The following is a 23,342-nucleotide window of genomic DNA, read 5'->3' as shown; positions in this document are numbered from 1 at the left end:
GATTACTTACAAGTGAGGATCTTTGCTTATTTCATTTCCTTCTTAATCTTTCTAAAGTGTTGGACGTACTAAAGTAAATATTTGTCATTATCAGAGTTGTCTTTATATCATTGTGATTAAAGATCTTCCACTAGTTAATTCATAAAGTTCATTCCAAAAAGTTTCCATTGGTACATTATCAATTTGAGGCTGTCTTAAAAGAGCTTTCCATTTACTATTGTAGAACTGGAATAATTTAGCATTGCGCCAAATAGGATCAACTTCAACAACTGCATTCATTGTCCATTCATAACATTGAATTATAGGATTTGTTAAAAGATTACCATCTTTTGATTCTATCCAACGCAGATTCTCTTGCAATTCAATTTTATAATTCCTTGTTTGTCCTGCCTGGTTGTCGAAGTTGAAGAAAAGACGTGAACCTGCTTCAAGCAATATTTTGAACTGAAACTTACCAATCTGATGGACAAGTATTTTTGCCAAATCCAGCTCTCTCTTAAATATTGGAGTTCCTATATTATCATGTGAAAAAGGATTTAAATACCAATCTTTTAGGTTTTTTAGATCTGATAATTCCGACGCGTTAATTCCATTATTTTCACAATAGCTTATAAATTTTTCTAGAAATTGACTTAATGTTCTTAATTTTTTAATTTCTTTAATTCCTGTTTCATTATCAATATATTCCCTGTAATGTTCGTTTTCTGGGAGTAGTTCTTTAATTCTTTTTTCTAATTCTTTACGTAAATAATTAGCGCAAGAAGGATAGTCGTGTTTTTGATAATGGTATTCAGCCTTTTGCAAGTAGTCAAGTGAATTATAAAGGATAGGTGTATTAAATGGTAATGCTGGTTTTTGATTTGTAAAAAGTTCTAAGTAGCACCATTTATCTTTGGATTTAGTCTCAAACCAATTCTTCGCTACTTGGAACCAAAATCTGTCATATGTTGATATAAATATCTGATATGTCTTAAAAAATGGTTCAGGTTCTGTTTGGATAATTCCATCTATGTAAAGTATTCTTTCAATAATTATATTGTCATTATCAACATCTACGAACTGCTCAATAATAGGTTTTTTGAAGTTTTTAAGTATCTCGAGTAAAGGGAGCCTATTACTCATATCTAGTCCAATAAAAATATCATCTAAAAATAAAATTTTAAAATCAAAATTGTCTTGGGGTGTATTTATTAAAGCTGTAAGGTAAATTGAAATAGCTAGAGCAGATAAACGAGCTTCATTTAATACTGTTAAATGATTTTCTTCATCATTTTCAGTTTCAAGGCCAAATAGGTTGACCACTAAATCAACTTCACATATAGGATATTTACCGATTCGATTTCGCTTTGCTGAGTAGATATAATCAATATCAGTACTTACAAGTACCAAATTTACATTCAAATTTGGTTCAAAATACTTCAATATTTCGTTTAAAATCAAATTTATTCTATGGATATCCAATTTTAAACCTTTTGCGAAGGTTCTAAGGTTTAGTTCTTTGTACCAAACTCTTGGAGCAAATAATGCCTCCCACGAACTAATATATGCCCTTTGGGTAGCACTATTTTTTTGTTTTGCAAGTATGTTTTCAATTAATAGATTAGCAAACCTTCTACGGAACTCCGTTCTATCACGTAGGTTATCCATTAAATAGGTGCGTAATAACTCTCTATATGAAAGAAAGCTATTTAAAAGGTTAGCTTGAGCTATATAAATTGTACCTAGAATATTATTATTAGGTGTTCCAAACGTTTTTTCCTCACTTCCTGTATCATCTGTAAAGGTTACTTTTACAGCAACTTCATTTAGAACTTCTCTTTCTATTTCTTCTGGTGTACCTTCGTTTTCTCTTTGAGCTCTTGTTCTCGGAACAGCAACATGACGGGAAGGAGTTACTTGGATCGTATTATCTGAACTATTAAAGAATTGCTTCAACCCTTCATAAATACTTGATTTTCCACTCCCATTTTCACCATAAATAAGTACACTCTTACCAGCTGGAATTTTAATGATATTCGCATCACTATTTTGATAGAATGCTTTGTAGTTAATAAATTTTATTTCAGTTATTCTTTTCATAACTGAACATTATTGAGTATGAGCTCAATTTGTGGAATTGCTTGCATACTAAACAAAGATTGCCTCACAGGATGATGATTTGCACTGATAATCACATAGATTTTTCGTAACTGATGCAGTGGCTTTTCAAGTTCACTCAGTTTGGGCAAGTCGGCAATATATTTAGCGAACTGTAGATTTCTATCTTCGAACTCTTCCTTAAAATACAACTCAAAGACTAACGCGTTAGCTATTTGTTCAAAGTATATCAATATAAATTGATCAGTGCTATCTTGTGGGTTTTCTTTCTTCAATGCTACCAAATAATCAACAATTTTTGCAAAAGGTATTTCTTGGTTACCTGTTATTTGTTTCACTGGTATTTTCTCAAAAAAAACTTTTCTTAGCTCTCGTGTACCACCTTGCAATTCAGGGAAGTTATCGGAAAAGCAATACTTAAATAGCTTTGAGTTTAAGAAACAAGTTAAATATTTTAGGTTTTCTCCTGTTAGTATATAACTTTTGTCGTTAGAATAAAAGTGATTAGACTCATCATAAATAAACGGCATATACTTAGTCATATTTGGATACATTATTTTGGGCTTATCAAAGTCCATTATATAGGCGCAATTACGAAGATTAGTCCAGTCATCACCACTATCATTTCTGCTTTGAAGCTGATTTTTAAAATTTGATAACCAGTTGTATACAGCAGGGTAATTTTTTAAAGCATCTACTCTTGGAATATTTAAACTTTTTACTCCATTATGGGTATTCACTAGCCACAAATTATCAAAATCTGGATACCATGAAACGAAATCTCGCCCCCTCAAAATAGGTCTTAGGATTTCTATGCTGTGTGGATCGTCAGCAATTATTTTTTCTTTTATTTCATTATTTATAATGAATGCTTCGTTTAAACCAGTTTTGATGCCATAATTAATTATGATTTTCCATTTGTTGAGTGGAATACCCTGCCTTTCAACATGTTCTTTAATACTAAAAACATCCTTCTCACCAATTACCCAGGCATTATGGCTAAGTGAAGGAACTGTGTAATTATTACTTGAGACGTAGTCACTTAAACTTTGCTCAGCCAGATTGAAATCATTATTTATTCGAGTAGCGATGAGTTTTTTAGGCTCATAGATTCTTTGCTTGGGTTTCTTTTGCAAAATCAAGATGTTTGTATCTACAGTTGCAGTATCAAAAACCTGTACATTACCAAAATCTATGAGCAACAAAGGATACGTTTTCTCAGCGAAATAATGCCTTGTGCTAGCACCATAATTTGCTCTCATCCATTTGTTAGAGGAAATAAAGCAAAGGATACCTTTATCATTGAGAAGTTGTACCCCACGTTCATAGAAGAGTGAGTAAATATCACCTGTTCTTTCAAAGGTGTCATATTTATACGGTTCATATAGTTTCGCTAGCTTTCCCCCGTCTTTTTGCAATTGAACATAGGGCGGATTGCCGATTACTATGTCAAATCCTTCTTTTATACCAAACATCCACCACGAATCAAACCAAGAGCATGATTCGTTCTCTTCAAATGGATTAAATTCATAAAGTTTAGTATAAATTTCATAATTCCTACTTGTTGAAAGCTCTCTAAGACTTAATAAGTCTGTTTGTATTTTTTTGAACTTTCTTTCCAATTGCAGTTTGTTTTCACTACTTACATTAAAAAAATCATGTCGTAGCGCTTCCAATTCTTTTACTGCTTGCGCTGCCTTACCTTCTATGTCATAATCTTTCAAATCGCCCAGTGGAATTAATGTATTAGCACAAATGATTTTGAAGTCAAGGTTGGGTAAGGGTTGTGGTTCTTGTTCATCCACAACCAAACTCAGCCAGAATCGCAATCGAGCAATGTCCACAGCTCCTGCATCAATATCAACACCGTAGATGCTTTCTTCAATAATATGTTTTTTAATATCGGCATCCGAAACGCTTTTTTTAAAACCTTTTAATTCTTGTAAATAAATTTGTGCATTAAAAATTTCTTGTAATAAACCAATTAGGAAAGCACCTGAACCAATAGCAGGGTCACAAATTTTTACCTGCTCTAATGTATTGATAATTTTATAGGCGTTCTTCTCTGCGTACAACTTTTCTTCATTATCTAATTCTTGCTGTTGAATGATTTTACCAATAGTGCATCTTGCCAGTTTGTTTTCAGCGAAGTGCTGTTCATCATGAGCAAACAGATATGTCTTTAAGCTCTCTTTGGACATGTAATGCACAATTTCCTTAGGTGTATAAAAAGCTCCTTTAGCTTTATTGTCTTCCAGTAGGTTTTCAAAAATGTGTCCGAGCATTTCGGGGTCAACGGCTATAGTATGTTCATCAGGGGCATCTTCATAAATAGTGAAATTGTAATTGTTGAATGTCTCAAATAACCCTTCAAAAATATTTTCTGGAAAATATAATTTATTGTATTTACTGTCTTGAGCAGCATCAAACAATCCACCATTAAGATAAGGGAAGCGTTCCACTCGAGCAGCGTTTTCAGAATCTTCGTTATTCAGACGTGTAAAGAATAACGGGACTAATTCTCGAGCATAGAAATCGTTTTTGTGTTTAGAGTTTTGAAAAAGGTCATATAGATAATTAGGATTGCCTTCGCCCCATTTTTTACCTTGACCCACAGCTAACCAACCTTTTTTTTGAATGAAATATAAAAACACAATACGGCCCATTAAGCGTTTGCAAAAGTCACGGGCTTGTTTTTCATCTTTACTAAAAAGGGCTGTTAACTGCCAGTCAGGCTCGTGAATAATCTGCTCTACATATTTGTTGCTTTTCTTGCTATATCTCTTACCAGTAAGTAATTGAACAAAATTTTCATATGTATCTTTGTAGTTTTTGAAGAATTCTTTACTCAGCTTTTCTACTGAGAAAGCATCTTCAAAGTCGTCTAATGACAATAGCTGAAAGATATTTTCCTTCTGTTTTTGTATTAAACGTTCAAAGCGAATTGCCGCAGTTAGAGCTTTTTCATTTTTACCAAATAGGTAAGTATAGCGCTTTGTTGCTGTTTCCTTATCCTGAATTTCGTTTGTCTCTTTGTTCTTAACTTTACGTTTACTTATATAGCTGAAACGCCATTTGTCACCTTGCACAAAAACTACCATTGAACCAGCCACCTGTTTGGTCAGGTCTTTAATTAGGTTTCGCAAAGCCACACGGTTACGGGTTATGTTAACCTTTTCGCTTAATTCTACCTCAAAAATGCCGATTCTTGTGTATTCGTTTATTTCATAATTACCCAAGCTTAAACATTGCTTGCTAAATGTATTGTCCGAGAGAGCAATCACTCGGTCTTCCACATTCAGTTTATTATTAGTAAACTGGCTTTTCAAAAAACTTTTCCATACTTTTCGATCGTATGGATTTTCGAGTATATTTCTTATTTCTGATACAGTCATCTTTCAATCTTTTTGTGAAGAAAAAGTTTCAGAAATGATGATTTTTGGCTGAATAGGTTCTAGCTCTTTCCTCATTTGGCGCTTTATTTTAGAAGTGTATTTTCTTGAAAGTCTAACAAGCTCCATTTCCAATTTGGTTGAATTTGTTTCATTTCTTAGTTTATAAACTTCGTTTGTTAAGTTGGTATATGTACCGTGCTTTAGTAATGGTAAAAGATTGTTTCCCGCTTCAATTGCTTCGGGAGCCACAAGGATTTGATTTGCCAGCCAATTATTTAAGTCGTTTAATGCCTTATTTGATCTTACATCAAGTTTGTCCTCAACTCCTCCAATTATTTCGGAAGTAGTAATATCACGCTCAAATTGCTCAACAATATCGTTGATATGTTTATAATGAAGTTCAGGCACTGGTAAAAGGCATAACTCAGATTTCTGCGCTTCAAAAATTTGAACGGCTGTTTCAAAAGGAATAGCGAATGATTTGCCTTCTGTATATAGATAGATGTTTTTATGTTCTCCGTTTTTTACAAAGGCAATACTAATCTCTTTGTCTTTACTCTTGCGAATACACCGGACTTTTAATGGAAACTTGCGGATTGCATTAAAGTGGGCTTCGTTTTGCACCCTGTATTTTCTAAGCCATTCTAACCATAATGTTCTTATGTCAGTTTCCTCTTCTTTTTCCTCAAACATCGACCATTGTTCAATGATTTCACGAAGTGAATAAATTCGGCTATCTTCACCATAGGCTGTATGGCTACTTTGCAATTTAGCTACTGATCTTTCTTTTAGATTAATAATCGTATCACCATGTTGCGAAGGATAGAAGTTATAATTATATATATATTGAGCATTTGTCCCAATCCGGTTAATACGGCCTAGCCGTTGAATAAGTCGTGTTGGATTCCAAGGAGTGTCATAATTTACTATTACGTTAGACCGATGTAGATTTATACCTTCAGCCAACACATCAGTGGTTAAAATAATGTCAAAGTCGTTTCTTTGAATGCCTTCATAGTTGGCATCAAAGTTTTCGCGGATTGTTTCAAAAAGCTTATTTCTATTATCGGATGTTATGCTAAGAATTTTGTATTCTGTTTCATTTTGGAGTCTATTAGAAAGATACTTTAGTGTGTCTGCTGATTCTGTAAAAATGACAAGTTTACCAAGCTCGTTTTTGGCTTTATTAAAGTATTCTTTTTTTAATAGATCAATAAAAACCTCCCATTTAGGATCATTTTCATCTTTAACACCTTGCCATCTTTCATTTAATTCGCTCAAATTTTTATAGTCTCTTTTCAATCCTTCAATAAATCCACTTTTAAAATCTGATTGCTTGAATTTCTTGTTCTTTGGCTTGTCATCATCTATTTTAAAAATTTCAATTTCAATTTCTTCATCGGTCATTCCTTTACTTAGCATTTCTGAAATATATAAGTCAGGCGCAATGAACACGCTGTCCCTTTCATACATTTCAATTATTTGTTTAGTTGATGTGGTAATTTTGTTCAAAGAAATTTTAAAAGCGTGAAAACTACTTTCTAAGCGTTTTATAAGCTGGGTTTGCATAATAAATGCCAGTGAACGAGATATCGTTTCTGCACTTTGATACAATCCGTTATTAGCTTCACTTGTCAGGTATGCAATGGCCTGATAGCGGAAAAAATTAATTTTTTCATTGTCTATAATTTTGCTTGCTGTCTCTAAAAACAAATGAGCAATACTAGACGATAATTCATATTCATTCGCAATCGGGTCCGCCACTTTAGGGAAAATAATCCCTTGATCTTGTAGGTCTTTTCTGTATCGTTCATTTTTCATCAAGTCGGTTCTTGTCCGTCTTATAGTGATGTCTCTTACAACCTTATCTCTTATGTTATTAAAAATTTTCTGTATTGCAAGCAAATCAAGTGGTGTTTGCTGAATTAATGATTTATAGCGGACAATATGCGGATAGAAAAATTTTTGCAGATTGGGCTCCCCTAAATTGCTGTTTCTAATATCTTGAAACAGTGATATTAAATAGTAAATATCTTCAGGCTTGTTGTTTAATGGTGTTGCTGAAATTAAAACAACTTTTTTTTCAACGCCTTCAATACCACCAATATTTTCACGGCCTGACTTGCATATGATTTGTAGGTGTTCGAATTGCTGACTTCTGTGGTTTCTGAACTTGTGAGCCTCATCAACTAAGATTAGGTCGTAAACTTCTTTTTCATAGTAGTTCTGATCACCTTCTACTATCTTATTCAAACTTCCATTTGTAATGAAGTGACACTTCTCATCAATTCTGAATTCTTTGAATGTGCTTTTCCAGTTCTTTTCAAGTGTAGGTGGATAAATAATAAGGATTTTGGTTTTTGGTCCATTGTTGATTATGAACTTTTTGGCAAGTAACGCAGCCATCACTGTTTTACCTGTTCCGACTACATCCGCCAAGAAGAATCCATTGTATTTCAATAGTAGCTCATACCCCTGATTTATAGCATCAATCTGGTAGCTCAATTTTTTAAACTTTTTTAATGGAATATCACTAATGCTATCAGGGTCGTATTCAATATTTTTATCAAAGAATTCAATCAGGAATTTTACAAATAGCTCAAATGGGGTTGGTGTTGTATCAAGAAAAGTTTTCTTAATCAGAGTAGGAGCATCAACTGGTAGAATCTGTGTACTTTGTTCCCAAAGGTTTTCAAATTCGGTATTGGCAAATTTTATATTTTCATAATCCCGTAGCTCAACATTCATTTCATAGTTGTATTGCACATTCTCTAAACCTAATCCTTGTGCCGATAGGTTTGATGAACCCATTATCACCATTCCATTAGGATTGTGCTCATTGAAATTTGGAGATAGGAAGATGTAAAACTTGGAGTGAAGCTTTTTGGAGTTGTGTGCTCTAATTTCAATTCTGCCCTCTCCTATGTCATTAATAAGTTGCAATATACCCTCTTCAATATTTTTATCATATTTAGAATTTACTATATCAGCTTGAATAGATTCAATAAATGTATTTCTAGCATCTGTGGTTGTCAGGTTAAATAGTATACCTTGCTTTTGTGCTAAGGCAATAAATGGGTCAACATTGATTCCTGCTATTATTTTGACCTTTAATGTCTTAGGAAAATGTTTACGTATTGCGAAATATCCTGAGGCTCTGAAATAGCCAATTACAGATTTGAAATACTCGATATTTTGCATGTGTTCAAATACACCCACAAATTTTTTGTAAAGTGTATTCTGGCCTTGATTGGTAAAAAAGTTAGAAACCATTACTTCGATTTCTTAAGGTTTTTTGCTACTGATTTAAGTGCTTCATCGGCCAATGGATCGTCTTTAATTACATCCATCACTTGGTCTGCCAACCATAGAGTCAACAATTCTGCTTTGTCGGCTTTAAGAATATCAGCCAAGATTGAAACTTGCTCCTTTTTGATTGGTCGTTCTCCTCTTTCCATTTTACTAATGATGGAGGTGTCCACATTCAGTTTAGTGGCTACTTGTCGTAATAGCAGGTTTTGCATTACTCTTAGCTTTCTGATTTTCTCACCAAATTGGGTTGCCATTATAAAAAAAATGTCTTGACAAATATTGGCAAATATAGCCGAATAGCTGAAACCAGAATTTGGTAGTAGCAGAAATTTGAAACTTTAGATTTTACGAAGGGTGTTATAATGCTTTTTGGATAAACAAAATACATTGGCTAGTTGGTGTTGTAAATCTAATCCATACTCGGGTCTAAGAAAGTATTTGCTTTATTAAACGTTTTATCAAAAACAAATTTTAAACAAGAGAAGTACTTAGCATTTCAGCTAAGTACTTCTCTTACAGCAAAAGAGGATGTACGAAAAATGCTGTTTGAACCCACGGCCTGTAGCTTTGGAAACTTATATCATATTAACTTGTTTAAACCATCGTTTAAACCAAAAGCAAAAAAGCACTTACAAAGATTTGTAAGTGCTTGATTTTCAATGTGGGAGTTGACGGGTTCGAACCGCCGACCCTCTGCTTGTAAGGCAGATGCTCTGAACCAGCTGAGCTAAACTCCCTTTTTTGTGTTTCCCCAGCGACTCATTCGCGTCGTTTGGGAGTGCAAATATAGTGGCTTTAAAAGGCATTCTGCAAGCATTCCACTAAAAAAAATCAACTTATTTTACAACCAATTCATCGTCAGGACTTTTGAATCAACATTCGGGACAGTGGTCGACACATTCGCCACCCGGTTTATTCGAAGGTCAGATACAGCGTTACCGTGTGGGTGCGCAGTTTCTGAATGCCGATGTTGGCCGTATTGCCCTGCACCGGTTCGAAGAGGTTGACCAACCCGTGTGAAAACCGGATTTCGGGGGCAAACTTGAAGAATTCGAAAAATTGCTCGAAACCAATCCCGTATTCAACCGTCAGATCCCGGTTTTTGGTCAGCAATCGGCTCGAACCGGCCACCTCGCGCCGACGGACGTTGGTTTCGATCCCGAGCGAGCCCCCGCCCACGACATACATCCGCGAGTTCATCCGTCGTTTGGACTTGTATTTCAGCAAAACCGGAAACTCCAGCCAGGTCGATTCTCGCACCTCCTTTTTGCCGGTTCCACCCGGATACTTGTATTCGACCGAGCGGGAATAGAGCGACACCGCGGGCGTCACCCGCACATCGAAATGTTCGCTCAGGATGGTGTTCATGACAAAACCGACCCGAAAACCGACTTTGCTGGGGGAATAAAGTTGGTGGGCCGAATCAGCACTGACGTAGGCGTCGCTGTATTTGATGTTGAAACGGGTGACGGGAGCCGCAAACAGAAAACCGTACCGGATGGTCTTGTCGTCGTACCCTTCCAGGTGAATCCGGCGGTATTTCATCGATGACTGGGCCTGAAGATTCGGACTCAGCATCGCCAACAGCAAACCGAGGGCTATACTTTTTTTCCGGTGTAAATAGAACAAATGCCAAATGTAAGAGGTATCCATCGTGTTTGCGTAAAGCCTGCCTGTTCAAGAACCCGGATAAAATCGGGGCCGTCCGGAAACGCCTGCATCGACTCGGGCAGGTACGTATAAGCCGAAGCGTCTTTCGACACCAGCCGGCCAATCAACGGCAGGAAACGATTCGTGTAAAAACTAAAAAATTGCTTGAACGGAAAGTTGCGCGGCTTCGAAAACTCCAGTACCAGGCAGGTGCCGCCCGACCGCGTAACACGGTGCATGTCGGTCAGCCCTTTGAGTAGATTTTCAAAATTGCGTACACCAAACGAAACGATGACGGCGTCGAAAACATTGTCTGCGAATGGTAATCTTTCCGAATCGCCGGAGCGGAGTTCGATTTTATCCTCGTGCCCGAGTTTGCGGATTTTCTCCCGCCCAAACGACAGCATGCCTTCCGAAATATCGACCCCGATGATCTTGTCGGGGTTGAGTTTCAGGGCTTCGATCGCAAAATCACCCGTGCCGGTGGCAATGTCGAGAAGCATTTTGGGTTTCTCGGGTTGCAGGAGCCGGATCGCCTTCTTCCGCCACACAATGTCGATGCCGGCACTGAGGAGGTGGTTGAGCAAGTCATATTTCGGCGAAATCGAGTCGAACATCTCTTCGACCTGCTCACGCTTGCTGGTATTTTTGTCTTTATACGGAACGACGGACATAAAAGCTGGATGGCTAAAATGGCTAAGTATGGTTGGATGGGTGAAGATGGTTTTTATGGTTATAATGGTTTTCATGGTTAGATGGTTTTTATGGTTGTAAATGGTTGGGTGACTTTAACCATGCAGTCGTAAATGTCATCCTAAGCCATCCGGCTATTTATAACCATTCAACCATTTACAGCCATTCAACCATTTATAACCATTCAACCATTTACAACCCTCTAACTACGAAAACCAAATTTCACAAAGGTACGTGCCCTTGGTTAGAAAGTTTGTGATTACCTCACAGATTGCGTAGTTTTCGAAGACTATTTCTTCCCTGCATTGTTATGAATCGTTCTGAATTTTTGAAAACATCGGCCCTTGCCGGTGCTGCGGTGGTCACTCGTCCGTTGATCACACTGGCGCAACAATCGACCTACCGCACGGCCCTGGTTGGTGCCGGCTGGTGGGGCAACAACATCCTGCGTTGCGCCATGCAGTCCGGGCAGTCGAAACTGGTGGCGCTGTGTGATGTGGACCAACGGCAATTGACGAAAACCGCCGAAGAATTTTCCAAACTGACCAGCGACAAACCCAAAATCTACCGGGATTTTCGGGAAATGCTGTCCCGCGAAAAACCCGAGATCGTGATTGTGGCCACACCCGACCACTGGCACCCGCTCATTGCCATCGAAGCCATGAAACAGGGCGCACACGTGTATGTAGAAAAACCGATTGGTCACACGATCAACGAAGGCCGGGCCATGGTGAAAACCGCCCGACAAACCGGCAAGGTGTGCCAGGTGGGAACGCACCGGCGGGTTTCTCCGCACAATGTTTCCGGGATGGAATTCCTGAAATCGGGGAAAGCCGGTAAAATTGGCATGGCGCGTGCCTTCGTGCATTACGCCGGTGGGGCGGGGCAGAAAGTTGCCGACGAGGAAGCGCCCAAAGAACTGGACTGGAATTTCTGGTGCGGTCCGGCTCCGTTGCGGGCCTACAACCGCACGATGCACCCGCGCGGTTTCCGCAATTACCTGGATTACGCCAACGGGACGCTGGGCGACTGGGGCATTCACTGGATGGACCAGATTTTGTGGTGGACGGAAGAGAAATACCCGAAAAAGGTTTTTTCGACCGGCGGACGGGCTATTAAACAGGATAATACCGACGCTCCCGACCACCAGGTGACCAGTTTTGAGTTCGAAGATTTTACGGCGGTTTGGGAACACCGGACCTTTGCCGGGAACAATGCCGAAAAAACGCACCCGCAGCAGGCCGTAGGCGTCTATTTTTACGGAACCGAAGGCACGTTTCACATGGGTTGGATGGACGGCTGGACGTTCTACCCGGCGGATTCGAAAAAAGCGGTGATTCACCAGGATGCGCAACTGAACAAACCGGATGACCAGAACATTGCCCAGCTCTGGGACGATTTTCTGAAAGCCATCAAGACGAAGAGCCTGCCAACCTGCGACATTGAAATCGGCCACCGGTCCACCAACATGGCTCTGCTGGGGATGCTGTCGTATAAACTGGGCCGTAGTGTGGAATGGGATGGGGAAAAAGAAGTGATCAAAGGCGATGCCGAAGCCAATAAACTGCTGAGCCGCGAATACCGGGGTGAGTGGAAATATCCGGTGTAAGTCCGTGGGTATGCAAACAGCTTACCCCTGAATCCGGTTATAGTAGAAGTAAGCTGTTACTATTCATGTCCGACTCAACCGATTCCTCTGGCGATTTCGACCAGGCCACCGCTGGCCGGACAACACTTCGTTATCTGGCCCGTGCCATGCATACCGAACATCCCTCCGATGAGCCTTTTGTGCTCAACAACGCGGAGCGCCACGCCCTCTACCGGATCAAAGGCGCCACGATGCTGGTATCATCGGCTTTGGTGGTGTTCGGTATCTGGATCGTTTATTTGCCCCACACGCTCTGGGCGAGTTGGTTTGCAAAGACCCATACCGCCCTGGGCGACTGGCCTCTGGTCAGCGTTCTGTTTGCGGTTTTGGTACTTTACCTGGTTCTGCATGCCTTGCTGCTGGTCTACACCGGGGCGGTCCGTCTGATTGAAATGACGTGTCAGTTTCCACGTTTTCATGATCTGTCATTTACCCGCCACATCAACCAACTGGCCGAGAACAGTCCTCCGCGGGGCCTGTTTCGGCTTCGGATGAGCCCGCGGCCCCTGCTGCCGTGGACGCTGTCCGGGTATTTGATAACGGTTTTGTTACTGGCCTTTGCCTGCAACGGGTTGGTGCAATGGGTTCTGCGGTTAAGCAGTGAACGGGCCATTACGCCCATCATGACCATTTCAACCAGCACCCTGGTTGCGGCCATCGGGATTAGCTGGGCCACCTACCGCATTCTGCAACAGGCTCAGCTCCGGGTGATGGCACCGTTGACCATCCGGCAGTTTACCAACGAACTCGTAGAGGAGTTTGGCCGTGAACCCGCCTTTCGGCAACTGCTCCCCAGCGTTTTGCAATTCGCAGCGGTTTCTGCCCGGCCCGACAACTACGCCCATCTGTTGCTCCGGGAAGCTCTTGTGTCCCGGTTTTCCATCGATGCCGATCTGGAAAAGGGGGCTAAAACCGAAGTATTCCCCGAACAACTGGCGACGTGCCCCGATGCCGTTCGGCACGGACTGGAACGGCTTTTTATTTTCACCATTCTCATCGACGGTCATCTGTCGTCGCTGGAGCGAAACCGGCTGCGGCAGTTGCAAAGGGCGGGAATTCTGACGACTTCCGAAGCGGAACTGGAATCCCTTCGCAAAAACTTCGTGCGTGGGGAGGGGTTGTGGGTGTAATTTCGGAAATTGGCCCCTAAACCCTGTTTCCATGAAACCCTTCCTAGTCCTTTGCTTTCTGGCATTTGCCGTCCTTTCTTTCGCCCAAAACCGCCCCAAACCACCCGTTTCCATCATTCTGGATACCGACATCGGCCCCGACTACGACGACGTGGGTGCGATGGCGGTTTTGCACGCCCTGGCCGATCGGGGAGAAGCCCGCCCGCTGGCGGTTATTGCGTCCAATAAACATGACCTGGTGGTGCCCGTCATCGACGTCTTGAATACTTACTTCGGTCGGCCAGACCTGCCAACGGGCGTCACCAAAGGGCCGGGTGTGGTGGATGGTGCGTGGCAGAAATGGCCCGAAATGCTCGTGGCAACCTATCCGCACACCATTCGTTCGAGTGACGACGCGCCCGATGCCGTGACGGCGTATCGGCAGCTTCTCGCCAAACAACCCAACGGTAGTGTGACCATCGTGACTGTCGGTTTTCTGACCAATATGGCCAATTTGCTGGATTCCAAACCGGATCGGTTTTCGAAACTGGGCGGAAAAGAACTGGTGAAGCAGAAAGTAAAGGAGTTGGTGTCGATGGCCGGCGCGTTTCCGAAAGGCCGGGAGTTCAACGTTTACAAAGATTCGGTGGCCTCTGAAAAAGCCTTTGCCAATTGGCCCACGCCGGTTATTTTCAGCGGATTCGAGATCGGGAAAGAGATTAAAACCGGTCCGCGTCTGGTAGCCAGTCCGACTCTAAAAAGTCCGGTGAAGGATGTTTTTGCACTCTGTATGCCGAAAGCCAAGCAGGACAACGACGGGCGTATGAGCTGGGATCAGACGGCGGTTCTGGTGGCCGTTCGGGGTGTCGAACCGTATTATGGACTGAAACGGGGGCGGTTTTTGATCCGTGGCGGTACCAATGCCTGGCAGGATGACCCGAATGGGTCGCACTACTATTTGACCGAAAAAATGCCGGTAGCCCGGGTAACCGAAGAAATCGAAACGCTGATGATGCACCAGCCGGGGAAGAAGTGATTCGATAGACAATAGACGGTACGGGTGGTAGGGAGTTGGATTTTTTTGCGATTCAGGTCTGGAAAAATAGCATGATGTTTGCTACATTTGATGTACCCAACCGTATGACCAGACATGTTCAGACAACTTTTTACCCACCTTGCTGGCCGGGTTCAGCTTCAAATAACCCGGTTTGGAATCAAAGAATGGATTTTACTAATCTATTTCTTTGTTCAACCCCTCATTTGGCAACAATGTATCGACGGTTTTGACTATGCCTGGCATCTGCTTCAGATCGCCAGTTTGTTTGCCACGGCCGACATCGCCGAACACCTCATTGGGATCTTTCAAAGTCAGGTAGAGAGTCGGCAGTTGCTGACCCGCATCAAAGAGTGGGGGTTGATCATCTCGGCCGCAGCCTTCCTGATTCTGTTGGTAGAAAGCGTCGTAATCGGTTTGTAATGTTGCTCCAACTCCCTAAAGGGCTTTTGTAGACTTGTTGAAAGCCCATTTAGGGAGTTGGGGTAAACGATTTTAAGAATTACCGGCCAGCGTCGCCCAGGGCGGGTTTCTTTAACGGTATTTTCTGGTCGCGCATGGCCGCATTGTACACAAATGATGCGACAATCGTAGAGGCCTGTTTCAGGTCATCGGCGATCAGGTGGTCGTAGGTATCCATGTTCGTGTGGTGCGTGCGGGTGCTGTATTCGATGCCATCCTGGATAAACCCAAAACCGGCTAGTCCCACCCGATCGAACGACACGTGGTCGGTTCCTCCGCTGCTTTTGGGGGCAATGGTCGCGGCTCCCAAATCGTGGAAAGGCTCCAGCCATTTGGCAAAAATCGGACCCGCAGCGGTGTTGTTTTGCAGGTAAATTCCCCGGATCTTACCGGTTCCGTTGTCGACGTTGAAGTAGGCGGCCAGTTGCTCCCCTTCCTTCGTGAGTTTGTTCGTAGCCGGATCGACAAAGTGTTTTGTGACGTAATTTTTGGAACCGTGTAAGCCTTGCTCTTCTCCGCTCCAGAGGGCAATCCGGATCGTGCGACGCGGTTTCAGGCCCAGTGTTTTCAGAATCCGGACGGCTTCCATCATCACCGAACAACCGGCAGCATTGTCGGTCGCGCCCGTGGCGGCATGCCACGAATCGAGGTGGGCGCCGAGCATCACCACTTCGTCTTTCAGCTTGGGGTCCGACCCCGGTATTTCGGCAATGACGTTGTAGCCCTTGGTGTCGGTCGTATAGAATTTGGTTTTGACATCCAGTTCGAGTTTGATCGGCACGCCCGCTTTTGCCATCCGGCTCAGCGACAGGTAATCTTCCACCGAAATGGTCAGGTCGGCCAACTCGTCGTGGGCAATGCCGGTGGCCGCATTGGCAAAATCGCCACTGACAAACAGGGTTCCGTCTTTGCTGAGCTGGCTGGTGTTCAGGATGGCCAGCGCACCGCCCTGTTTCGCCAGTTTGCGCATTTTCTGGTTGAACGCGTTGCGGGTTCGCATGGCCGCAATCAGGCTGCGGTAGGACGAATCGCGGGCGACCGATTCATCTTTTGCCATTTTTTCCAGATCACTTTCGGTAAACCGTTTGGCATCAGCGTTGAAGGAGGGGCTGATGGCGAATGGCTGGTGGAGCAGAATGACTTTATTTTTGAGCTTGTTGCGGTAGCCTTCCAGCGCCGTCGTGTCCGACTCATCGATGTACAGCACTTCGGCCTGCTGCATTTTTTCCGTCCCCCCGCTCCAGGCTCTCGGCACGGCGATGATGGTTTTATAGTAGGGGGCCGTCATGGCGATGTAGCTGCGCTCGATCTCCCAGCCTTTTCCCCACTCGCCCCAGGATTCAAGTTTGGCGTTTTGCAGTCCCCATTCCGCCAGTTTGTTTTTCGACCAGTTTGCGGCTTTCATAAAACCGGGTCCCTGCAAGCGCGGTCCGTTGACATCCGTCAGGTAAAAGGCGGTTTCCATAACCTTGGAGCGCGTCAGCCCCTCTTCCCGAATTTGTTTTACCACCGCTAAATCCGGTTTATCATCCTGCTGGGCAACGGATGCGAGAGAAAAACAGGTCAGTAAGCTCAGCAGTAACAGTCGCCTTTTCATGCGTAAAAACGTTTAGGTTGTGTTACTAAAGTACAAATTTGAAAAACTAATATCTACTTCAACCCGTTGGTTGTTTGTTAATTACAATCGGATCTGTGAATAGGTATAGGTTTGCGGGAATGGAAGCCAACCGGATCAGATAAGCCATTCAATCAATGATTAAATCGGGTGAATGGCTATTTCTTGAAATCAAATTCGCGGTGGCTAATAAAAACCGCGTTCCGTAGAAGTGTCAATACGTGATCAATGCGCTGTTCCCTTCTTTCTGTGCCTTTTTGATCTGCTTCAGTCCTTCCTGAATCAGACTCAGCACAATCACCCAACCCAGCAATCCCAGCAGGATGTGTTTAAACTGGATGCCGAAAATGGACGGCAGCAACGGCAGATCGAAACCGGCGTTCCAGAGCATGTGCATAACGACCACGAGGAGAAATAAGCGGATGAACGATTTTTCCTGCAACAACTCCCACCGGAATTTATCGAACCGTTTGAGCCGCCAGATGGCAGCCGCCGTAATGGCTGTCCAGATGATGTGGCCGAACGGGGCCAGAATGCCCCGCACCACGATGTTACCCAGTGCGACATCGACGGAACCGTATTCCAGCAGCGCTACAAAGGCGTAACCTGCAGATTCAAAAGCGGCAAAACCGGTTCCCACGGCTGCGCCAAACAGCAGACCGTTCAAAATCCAGGGGTATTTCCGTTTATTCCGCATCAGGGCCAGAACCGTCAGCAATTTCCCGGTTTCCTCCACAATGCCGGCACTCGATGCGCCCAGCCAACTGGATAAAAAACTGACATTGCTGAAAAACAGCAGGGAGATCAGAATGGACAGAATGCCGCCCATAAAGAGCAGCTTCACCGTCTGGTAAAGCGAAACGTTCTGGGGAGCGTTCATCTCCCAGAAAAAAATCAGGCAAGCAAAAGGAACCGCAAAAGCACCGACGAAGAGCAAGCCGGGAATGACAATGATGTTGTTAAACTGGGCGGCACCGATGTACAATCCCCAGAAAATGAGGAGGGAAGCACTGGCCATTCGGGCAAAAAGCCAGGGCTGCGGCCAGTTTGCCGCGATTTTCGAAAGGGGGGGCGTGGTTTCCCGGGTTCCAACGGTGAAGGCATTCTCGATGTCGTCGTCCGTTCGCTTTTCGCCGATTCGGGAGAAGATGGCTTTCAGGCTGAAATCCCGATCGAGCTGGTCGATCCCGGCGAAATTGGAAAACCGCTGGAAAGGTTCGGTAAACTGGTTTTCGGAGGTGGTTGACGGCGTTGGCTTCGACAACCGCCAGAGCGACGTTCCCAGTTGCAGCGCGTCGATTCCCAACGCCATTTCACCCGCCATAGCCGGTACACCATTGAGCCGAATGTAGTGGTTATCAACGGTATGAAATTGGATTCGGACTCCGTCGAAGAAAAGACTCAGGTGCTGTTCGGCGACATACGGATCATGGAGCCGGTAGCTGCTTTGGATGCCGGTGCCCAGCAGCAAGCGGACGTGGGGCGTCAAGACGATGGTTTTGCCGGCATCGGGTCCGGCGAAACACTGGAAGATGAACAGGTCGGGCGGTAAAGGGGGTTGGTTCATAGCCAGAATGAGCGATTTGCTGATTAACTGGGTGTTTCCTGTCTGACAATTTCGACATGCTGAATCCGTTTGTCATCGGCAGAAAGGACTTTAAACATAAATTCGCCGTAGCTAACCTCCTGTCCTGTCAGGGGAACCCGGGTGAACAATTCGAGCAACAAACCGCCCAATGACTCGCTCTCGCCTTTGACCTCGTCAAAATAGGTGATATCGACCTGTAGAACCCGGCAGATGTCCGTCAGCAGGATTTTTCCTTCCACCCGAATCGTCCGGTCATCGATGCGCTGAAACGGAATGGGCTCTTCTTCGTCAAACTCGTCGTTGATGTCGCCAAAAATCTCTTCAATGATGTCTTCCAGCGTGATGAGGCCGCGGGTGCCGCCGTATTCGTCTACCACAATGGCCATGTGCACCCGGCGTTTCTGAAAGTCCTGGAGCAGATCATCGATTTTTTTGGTTTCCGGAATGAAGAAAACCGGGCGGATCAGCGTCTGCCAGCGGAACGCATCGTCGCTGTCCAGGTGCGGTAACAAATCCTTGAGGTAGAGAATGCCCTCAATTTCGTCCAGTGATTCTTTGTAGACCGGCACCCGGGAATAGCCCGACTGGTTGATCCGGGCCAGCAATTCCGTAAAGGTCAGGTCTTCGCTGAAAGCCGTTATATCGACCCGGGCCCGCATGGCCTGTTTGGCCGTCAGGTTACTGAAATTGACAATGCCTTTGATCAGTTCGCGCTCCTCTTGGGTTGATTCACTGCTGGTTAGCTCAACGGCATGGTTGAGTTCCATCATCGAGACCTTGTAGCCCCGTCGCCGGATTCGCTGATCGATCACACTCGTTAAACTGACCAGCAGAACCGACAGGGGCCGGAAGAGGGTGGAAGCCAGCGCCACCAGCGGAGCCGTCCGGCGGGCCACCGACAGGCTGTTCTGGCTGGCATACACCTTCGGAATGATTTCGCCGAACAACACAATCGTCAGGGTCAATACCGCCGTTAAACTGGCCAGCACCCAGCCGGAGGTCGGGTCGAGCTGGCTGAGTTTCCAGACGAGGTAGGTGACGATTACGACAATCGCCAGATTTAATAAGTTGTTGAAAATGAGAAGAGAAGCCAGAAGCCGCCGGGGCCGGTCGAGCAGATTCATGATCCGGCGTTCGGCAACCTCATCGCTGCTGCGGCAAATGGCGCGGTCGTCGGACGAAAGGGAAAAAAAGGCGGCTTCAGAAGCGGAGACAATGGCCGCAAGGGCCAGTAAGACAATCAGAATGGCGGCATAAGGGCCATAAAAACTAAGATAGGTGCCCCAGGCATCGGCCGGGAGCACCTTACTCGAGAGGGGATCGCTATCCATGTAAGTGCGTATAGGTGAACAAAAACACGGGCTTAGAACGGTAAATCGTCGTCACCTGCGTTATTCATATCGTCGGGAACGGGCTCCGGTTTGCGGGCTGCCGGAGCGGGCCGCGGGGCCGGTTGAGGAGCCGCCTGTGGCTGCGGGGCCGGTTGCCGGGCGGGGGCTGGCTGGGGAGCCGCCTGTTGCCGGGGTGACGGTGTCGATTCGGCGTAAGACTCGCCCCCTCCTTCAGCGCCATCCTGGCGGGCACTGCCCAGGAATTGAAACGTTGTGGCCCGAACCGTCAGCGAGAAACGTTCCTTGCCTTCACGGTCGGTATACGTTTCGGTTTTCAGCCGACCTTCCACGTAAATCTGGTTGCCTTTGCGGACGTATTTTTCAACGGTTTTGGCCTGGTCGTTCCAGACTTCGACCCGAAACCATTCAGTCTGGTCAATCTGCTCTCCGGTGCGGGTGGTGTAGCGTTCGTTTGTGGCAACGCTAAATTTGGCAACCACTGACCCTCCATCCAGGTAGCGGACTTCAGGATCGTTACCAACATTGCCAATCAGAATCACTTTGTTCATGCTTGCCATAAAACGGTAAATAAAATGATGAATGGATACTAACTTACTAAGTAAAAGTAGCTAAAAACGAAGACTTTTCAAATAATCCACGACTAAAATTGGCTTTGGTAACCGTTCTGTTTCAGACTGTTCACAAAAAGTTAACCCGTCTGGCAACTCCACTTTTCGGCCTTCCGGCACCTCCACCAGCCAGAACTTTGCCCGGATCTTTTGGTGGGATAAAATGTGGGTTCGTTCGTCGGATAATCCCTTCAAAATGCCTTCCTGCAACACCCAGTTCAGCACGTTTCCGGTTGGTAATTCCCGAAATGCTTCCATCGGCTCTTCGGTTTCAATCAGGCAAAAATCGTACAGATGCTGCCAGATGTCTTTCTGAGTTCGCTCTTTCAACGCAAGACGGTCGCCCTGGCGAATCACAATGTAGTTAAAAAACCGTTCGCGGACGGCGGTTTTCTTACTTTTGACCGGTAACATTCGTTGTTTGCCTGTCAGATACGCGCGACATTGCTGCTGCAAGGGGCACAAGAGACAATCCGGCGAAACGGGTGTGCACTGAATGGCGCCGAATTCCATAATCGCCTGGTTGTAGGTCGCCGGATTGTCAGACTGCTGAATCAGCCGGTTCGCCAGCGTCGAGAAGGTCTTTTTGGCGGTCGTGGTCGTGATGTCCTCTTCGATGCCAAACACCCGGGCCAGCACCCGGTATACGTTTCCGTCGACCACGGCCACTTTTTCATCGAACGCAAACGAGGCAATGGCGGCCGCCGTGTAGGTGCCGATTCCGGGCATTTTCAGGAGTTCGGCATACGATTCGGGGAACCGACCGGCTAATTCGCCGGCGATGTACTTCGCGGTTTTGTGCATATTTCGAGCCCGGGAATAATACCCCAGCCCCTGCCAGAGCCGCAGCAAATCACGCTCGTCGGCATCGGCCAGCGACTGAACCGTGGGGTAAGCCGCCACGAAGCGTTCGTAGTAGGGCCGGCCCTGGATCACACGCGTTTGTTGCAGGATAACCTCTGATAACCAGATGAAATAGGGATTGCGGGTGTGACGCCACGGCAAATCCCGTTTGTGATGTTCATACCACCCCGTCAGGGTAGCGGCAAAATCGATTCTTGCGTCGTCGGAGTCTGAAAACCAATCCAAAACAATTCGTAACTTGGTGTTGTTGAGAAGAAAAAACAAGGTAGAGTGTTTTTTCTCTAACAGGAAAAATCTACCTTTGTGCTCCCAATTTGGAGAGGCTTTTTTTTCAACAACTGATTGAACCTTAAAGTTTAGTACGAACGTGACGAAAGCAGACGTAATCGCAGAAATTGCCGAGAAGACAGGAATCGACAAGGCAGATGTTCAACACACCATTGAAACATTCTTCACCGTAATCAAGAATAATCTGGCGAAGAATGAGAACATCTACGTGAGAGGGTTCGGTAGTTTTATCAACAAAAAGAGAGCCCGTAAAGTGGCCCGGAACATCTCCAAGAACACGGCGATGGTCATTGATGAACATTTTATCCCGAGCTTCAAACCGGCCAAAGTGTTTGTTGAGCAAGTTAAAACCCAGGTTAAGCGGAACGAAAACGTTTCAGTTTAATCAGTCAGATCAATGAGATGAAATAGTAGACAAGAGAAAAGAATCTCGTCTCTCTTGTCCGCTATTTCATGTCTGTTATCATGAACAAATCTATCTTTCTAGTCATCGGTGTTGGTATCCTATTGACGGCGGGCTTATACAGTCTGCCCAATGTAGTGGTTCGTAACGAAGACCGGAAATTGACCAACGAAAAGACCACGGATCCGGAAACGGCCGTGCGGGATACCGCGGTGCTGCGTACGGATCGTTCAGACCTGCACACGGCCAGTCTGGCGCCTGAACAGCAAAAGGAACTGAACCGGTTGAGCCGCCGTTTTGAATCGGCGGAAGACAAACAAAAACCGGTTGTGGGGAACGAACTGATACAGGCCTATCGGAAAGTGAGTCGGTATGACAGTGCTGCCCGGATTGCCGAACAGCTGGTGACGCTGGCTCCCACCGAAGCGAACATCCTCCGGACCGGCGATTTGTATTATGAAGCCTACGGATTTGCCGTTGACAATCAGAAACTGGCGAATCTGGGGAAAAAGACCCGGGAGTTTTATCAGAAAGCCCTCGACAGTAACCCTAATCTGCTGGCTGCCAAAGCGAATATGGCGATGACGTATGTCACGACCGAAACGCCAATGCAGGGGATTATGCTGCTGCGGGATGTGCTGAAGGAAGACCCGACGAATGAACTGGCACTGTTTAACATGGGGCTGTTGTCGATGCGTTCCGGTCAATACAACCGGGCGGTGGAACGGTTTCAGGCCATTTTGGTCAGTCATCCTGACAATACCAAGGCGCAGTTTTACCTGGCCATCAGCCTGGGGGAAATGGGCCGCAAAGAAGAGGCTCGAAAATTGCTGGCTAAAGTGAAAGAGCGGGAGAAAGACCCGACGATTCAGGCGGCTGTGAAAGAGCTGGAAAAGAATTTGTAAAATTGAATGGTTCTGATGGCTAAAAAGGGTTTGAATGGTTAAAAAGTGCTTCTAATGGTTAAGGATTTAGCCATCAGAACCATCCAGCCATTTCAACCCAATGACCATTTTCAACCATTCAACCATTTTTAACCATAAAAAATAATTACCATTATGCCTTGCGGAAAGAAGAGAAAACGTCACAAAATTGCTACCCACAAGCGGAAGAAGCGCCTGAGAAAGAATCGCCATAAGAAAAAATAGGTAGATCGCTTTCGGGCGGATTTTACCATACGGGCCGGCCAATCGGAGGACTTATT

At 44.8% G+C, this 23,342-nt stretch carries 18 protein-coding genes and 1 tRNA gene; 6 read left to right on the top strand and 13 right to left on the bottom strand.

Annotated features, from left to right (window positions below; genetic code table 11):
• Nucleotides 1-102 precede the first annotated feature (102 nt).
• The 7 genes from F0P93_RS19090 to ubiE all read right to left on the bottom strand — a co-directional run bounded on the left by F0P93_RS19090 (nt 103) and on the right by ubiE (nt 11,128).
• A complete protein-coding gene (locus F0P93_RS19090) occupies nt 103-2,079 on the bottom strand; it encodes an AAA family ATPase (RefSeq protein WP_150878777.1) in 1,977 nt (658 codons plus the stop codon).
• Nucleotides 2,076-5,492, bottom strand: coding sequence for an Eco57I restriction-modification methylase domain-containing protein (locus F0P93_RS19085; protein ID WP_150878775.1), 3,417 nt, complete (start codon nt 5,490-5,492; stop codon nt 2,076-2,078). The genes F0P93_RS19090 and F0P93_RS19085 overlap by 4 nt, the downstream gene beginning before the upstream one ends.
• A 3-nt stretch (nt 5,493-5,495) precedes the next feature.
• Nucleotides 5,496-8,765, bottom strand: a complete 3,270-nt coding sequence (locus F0P93_RS19080; RefSeq protein ID WP_150878773.1) for a helicase-related protein — start codon at nt 8,763-8,765, stop codon at nt 5,496-5,498.
• The gene (locus tag F0P93_RS19075; RefSeq protein ID WP_150878771.1) at nt 8,765-9,058 is read right to left on the bottom strand and encodes a helix-turn-helix domain-containing protein; all 294 of its coding nucleotides are present in this window, start codon (nt 9,056-9,058) and stop codon (nt 8,765-8,767) included. The genes F0P93_RS19080 and F0P93_RS19075 overlap by 1 nt, the downstream gene beginning before the upstream one ends.
• A 408-nt stretch (nt 9,059-9,466) precedes the next feature.
• Nucleotides 9,467-9,541 (bottom strand) — tRNA-Val (locus tag F0P93_RS19070).
• Between the two features lie 175 nt (nt 9,542-9,716).
• Nucleotides 9,717-10,457: a type IX secretion/gliding motility protein PorT/SprT gene (porT, locus tag F0P93_RS19065; protein WP_150878769.1), complete on the bottom strand. Its 741-nt coding sequence runs from the start codon at nt 10,455-10,457 to the stop codon at nt 9,717-9,719.
• Nucleotides 10,403-11,128: a bifunctional demethylmenaquinone methyltransferase/2-methoxy-6-polyprenyl-1,4-benzoquinol methylase UbiE gene (gene ubiE, locus F0P93_RS19060; protein WP_150879772.1), complete on the bottom strand. Its 726-nt coding sequence runs from the start codon at nt 11,126-11,128 to the stop codon at nt 10,403-10,405. The genes porT and ubiE overlap by 55 nt, the downstream gene beginning before the upstream one ends.
• A 329-nt stretch (nt 11,129-11,457) precedes the next feature.
• Between ubiE and F0P93_RS19055 the strand changes: the two genes are divergently transcribed.
• From F0P93_RS19055 to F0P93_RS19040, 4 genes are all read left to right on the top strand, one after another.
• The gene (locus F0P93_RS19055) at nt 11,458-12,756 is read left to right on the top strand and encodes a Gfo/Idh/MocA family protein (RefSeq protein ID WP_150878767.1); all 1,299 of its coding nucleotides are present in this window, start codon (nt 11,458-11,460) and stop codon (nt 12,754-12,756) included.
• Between the two features lie 65 nt (nt 12,757-12,821).
• Complete coding sequence (locus tag F0P93_RS19050; RefSeq protein WP_150878765.1) at nt 12,822-13,925, top strand: LBF_2804 family protein; 1,104 nt, start codon at nt 12,822-12,824, stop codon at nt 13,923-13,925.
• A gap of 31 nt (nt 13,926-13,956) precedes the next feature.
• Nucleotides 13,957-14,940 carry a nucleoside hydrolase gene (locus F0P93_RS19045; protein WP_150878763.1) on the top strand — a complete coding sequence of 328 codons (984 nt, stop codon included), beginning with the start codon at nt 13,957-13,959 and terminating at the stop codon, nt 14,938-14,940.
• A gap of 114 nt (nt 14,941-15,054) precedes the next feature.
• A complete protein-coding gene (locus F0P93_RS19040) occupies nt 15,055-15,381 on the top strand; it encodes a hypothetical protein (RefSeq protein WP_150878761.1) in 327 nt (108 codons plus the stop codon).
• A gap of 79 nt (nt 15,382-15,460) precedes the next feature.
• Here F0P93_RS19040 and F0P93_RS19035 read toward each other — a convergent pair whose 3' ends face one another.
• From F0P93_RS19035 to mutY, 5 genes are all read right to left on the bottom strand, one after another.
• Nucleotides 15,461-17,017 (bottom strand): M20/M25/M40 family metallo-hydrolase, encoded by a 1,557-nt coding sequence (locus F0P93_RS19035; protein ID WP_150878759.1) that lies wholly within the window; start codon nt 17,015-17,017, stop codon nt 15,461-15,463.
• A gap of 232 nt (nt 17,018-17,249) precedes the next feature.
• Nucleotides 17,250-18,602, bottom strand: coding sequence for a PrsW family glutamic-type intramembrane protease (locus F0P93_RS19030; RefSeq protein ID WP_150878757.1), 1,353 nt, complete (start codon nt 18,600-18,602; stop codon nt 17,250-17,252).
• A gap of 23 nt (nt 18,603-18,625) precedes the next feature.
• Entirely contained in the window at nt 18,626-19,954 is a 1,329-nt protein-coding gene (gene gldE / locus F0P93_RS19025; protein ID WP_150878755.1) for a gliding motility-associated protein GldE, read from the bottom strand.
• A 32-nt stretch (nt 19,955-19,986) separates the two neighbouring features.
• On the bottom strand, nt 19,987-20,532 hold the full coding sequence (locus F0P93_RS19020) for a single-stranded DNA-binding protein (protein ID WP_150878753.1): 546 nt from the start codon (nt 20,530-20,532) through the stop codon (nt 19,987-19,989).
• 51 nt (nt 20,533-20,583) lie between these two features.
• Nucleotides 20,584-21,672, bottom strand: coding sequence for an A/G-specific adenine glycosylase (gene mutY, locus F0P93_RS19015; RefSeq protein WP_150878751.1), 1,089 nt, complete (start codon nt 21,670-21,672; stop codon nt 20,584-20,586).
• Nucleotides 21,673-21,814: 142 nt separating this feature from the next.
• Between mutY and F0P93_RS19010 the strand changes: the two genes are divergently transcribed.
• Both F0P93_RS19010 and F0P93_RS19005 read left to right on the top strand, forming a co-directional pair.
• Nucleotides 21,815-22,120 (top strand): HU family DNA-binding protein, encoded by a 306-nt coding sequence (locus F0P93_RS19010; protein WP_114408168.1) that lies wholly within the window; start codon nt 21,815-21,817, stop codon nt 22,118-22,120.
• Between the two features lie 80 nt (nt 22,121-22,200).
• Nucleotides 22,201-23,043: a tetratricopeptide repeat protein gene (locus F0P93_RS19005; RefSeq protein ID WP_150878749.1), complete on the top strand. Its 843-nt coding sequence runs from the start codon at nt 22,201-22,203 to the stop codon at nt 23,041-23,043.
• A gap of 66 nt (nt 23,044-23,109) precedes the next feature.
• Here the strand turns inward: F0P93_RS19005 and F0P93_RS31530 are convergent, their stop codons facing one another.
• On the bottom strand, nt 23,110-23,274 hold the full coding sequence (locus tag F0P93_RS31530; RefSeq protein ID WP_191908856.1) for a hypothetical protein: 165 nt from the start codon (nt 23,272-23,274) through the stop codon (nt 23,110-23,112).
• Nucleotides 23,275-23,342: the final 68 nt, after the last annotated feature.

This window comes from Larkinella humicola, from assembly GCF_008727875.1.
Classification (GTDB): domain Bacteria; phylum Bacteroidota; class Bacteroidia; order Cytophagales; family Spirosomataceae; genus Larkinella; species Larkinella humicola.
The sequence above is the reverse complement of the archived record's forward strand: the minus strand, read 5'-3'. Positions and strand labels throughout refer to the sequence as shown.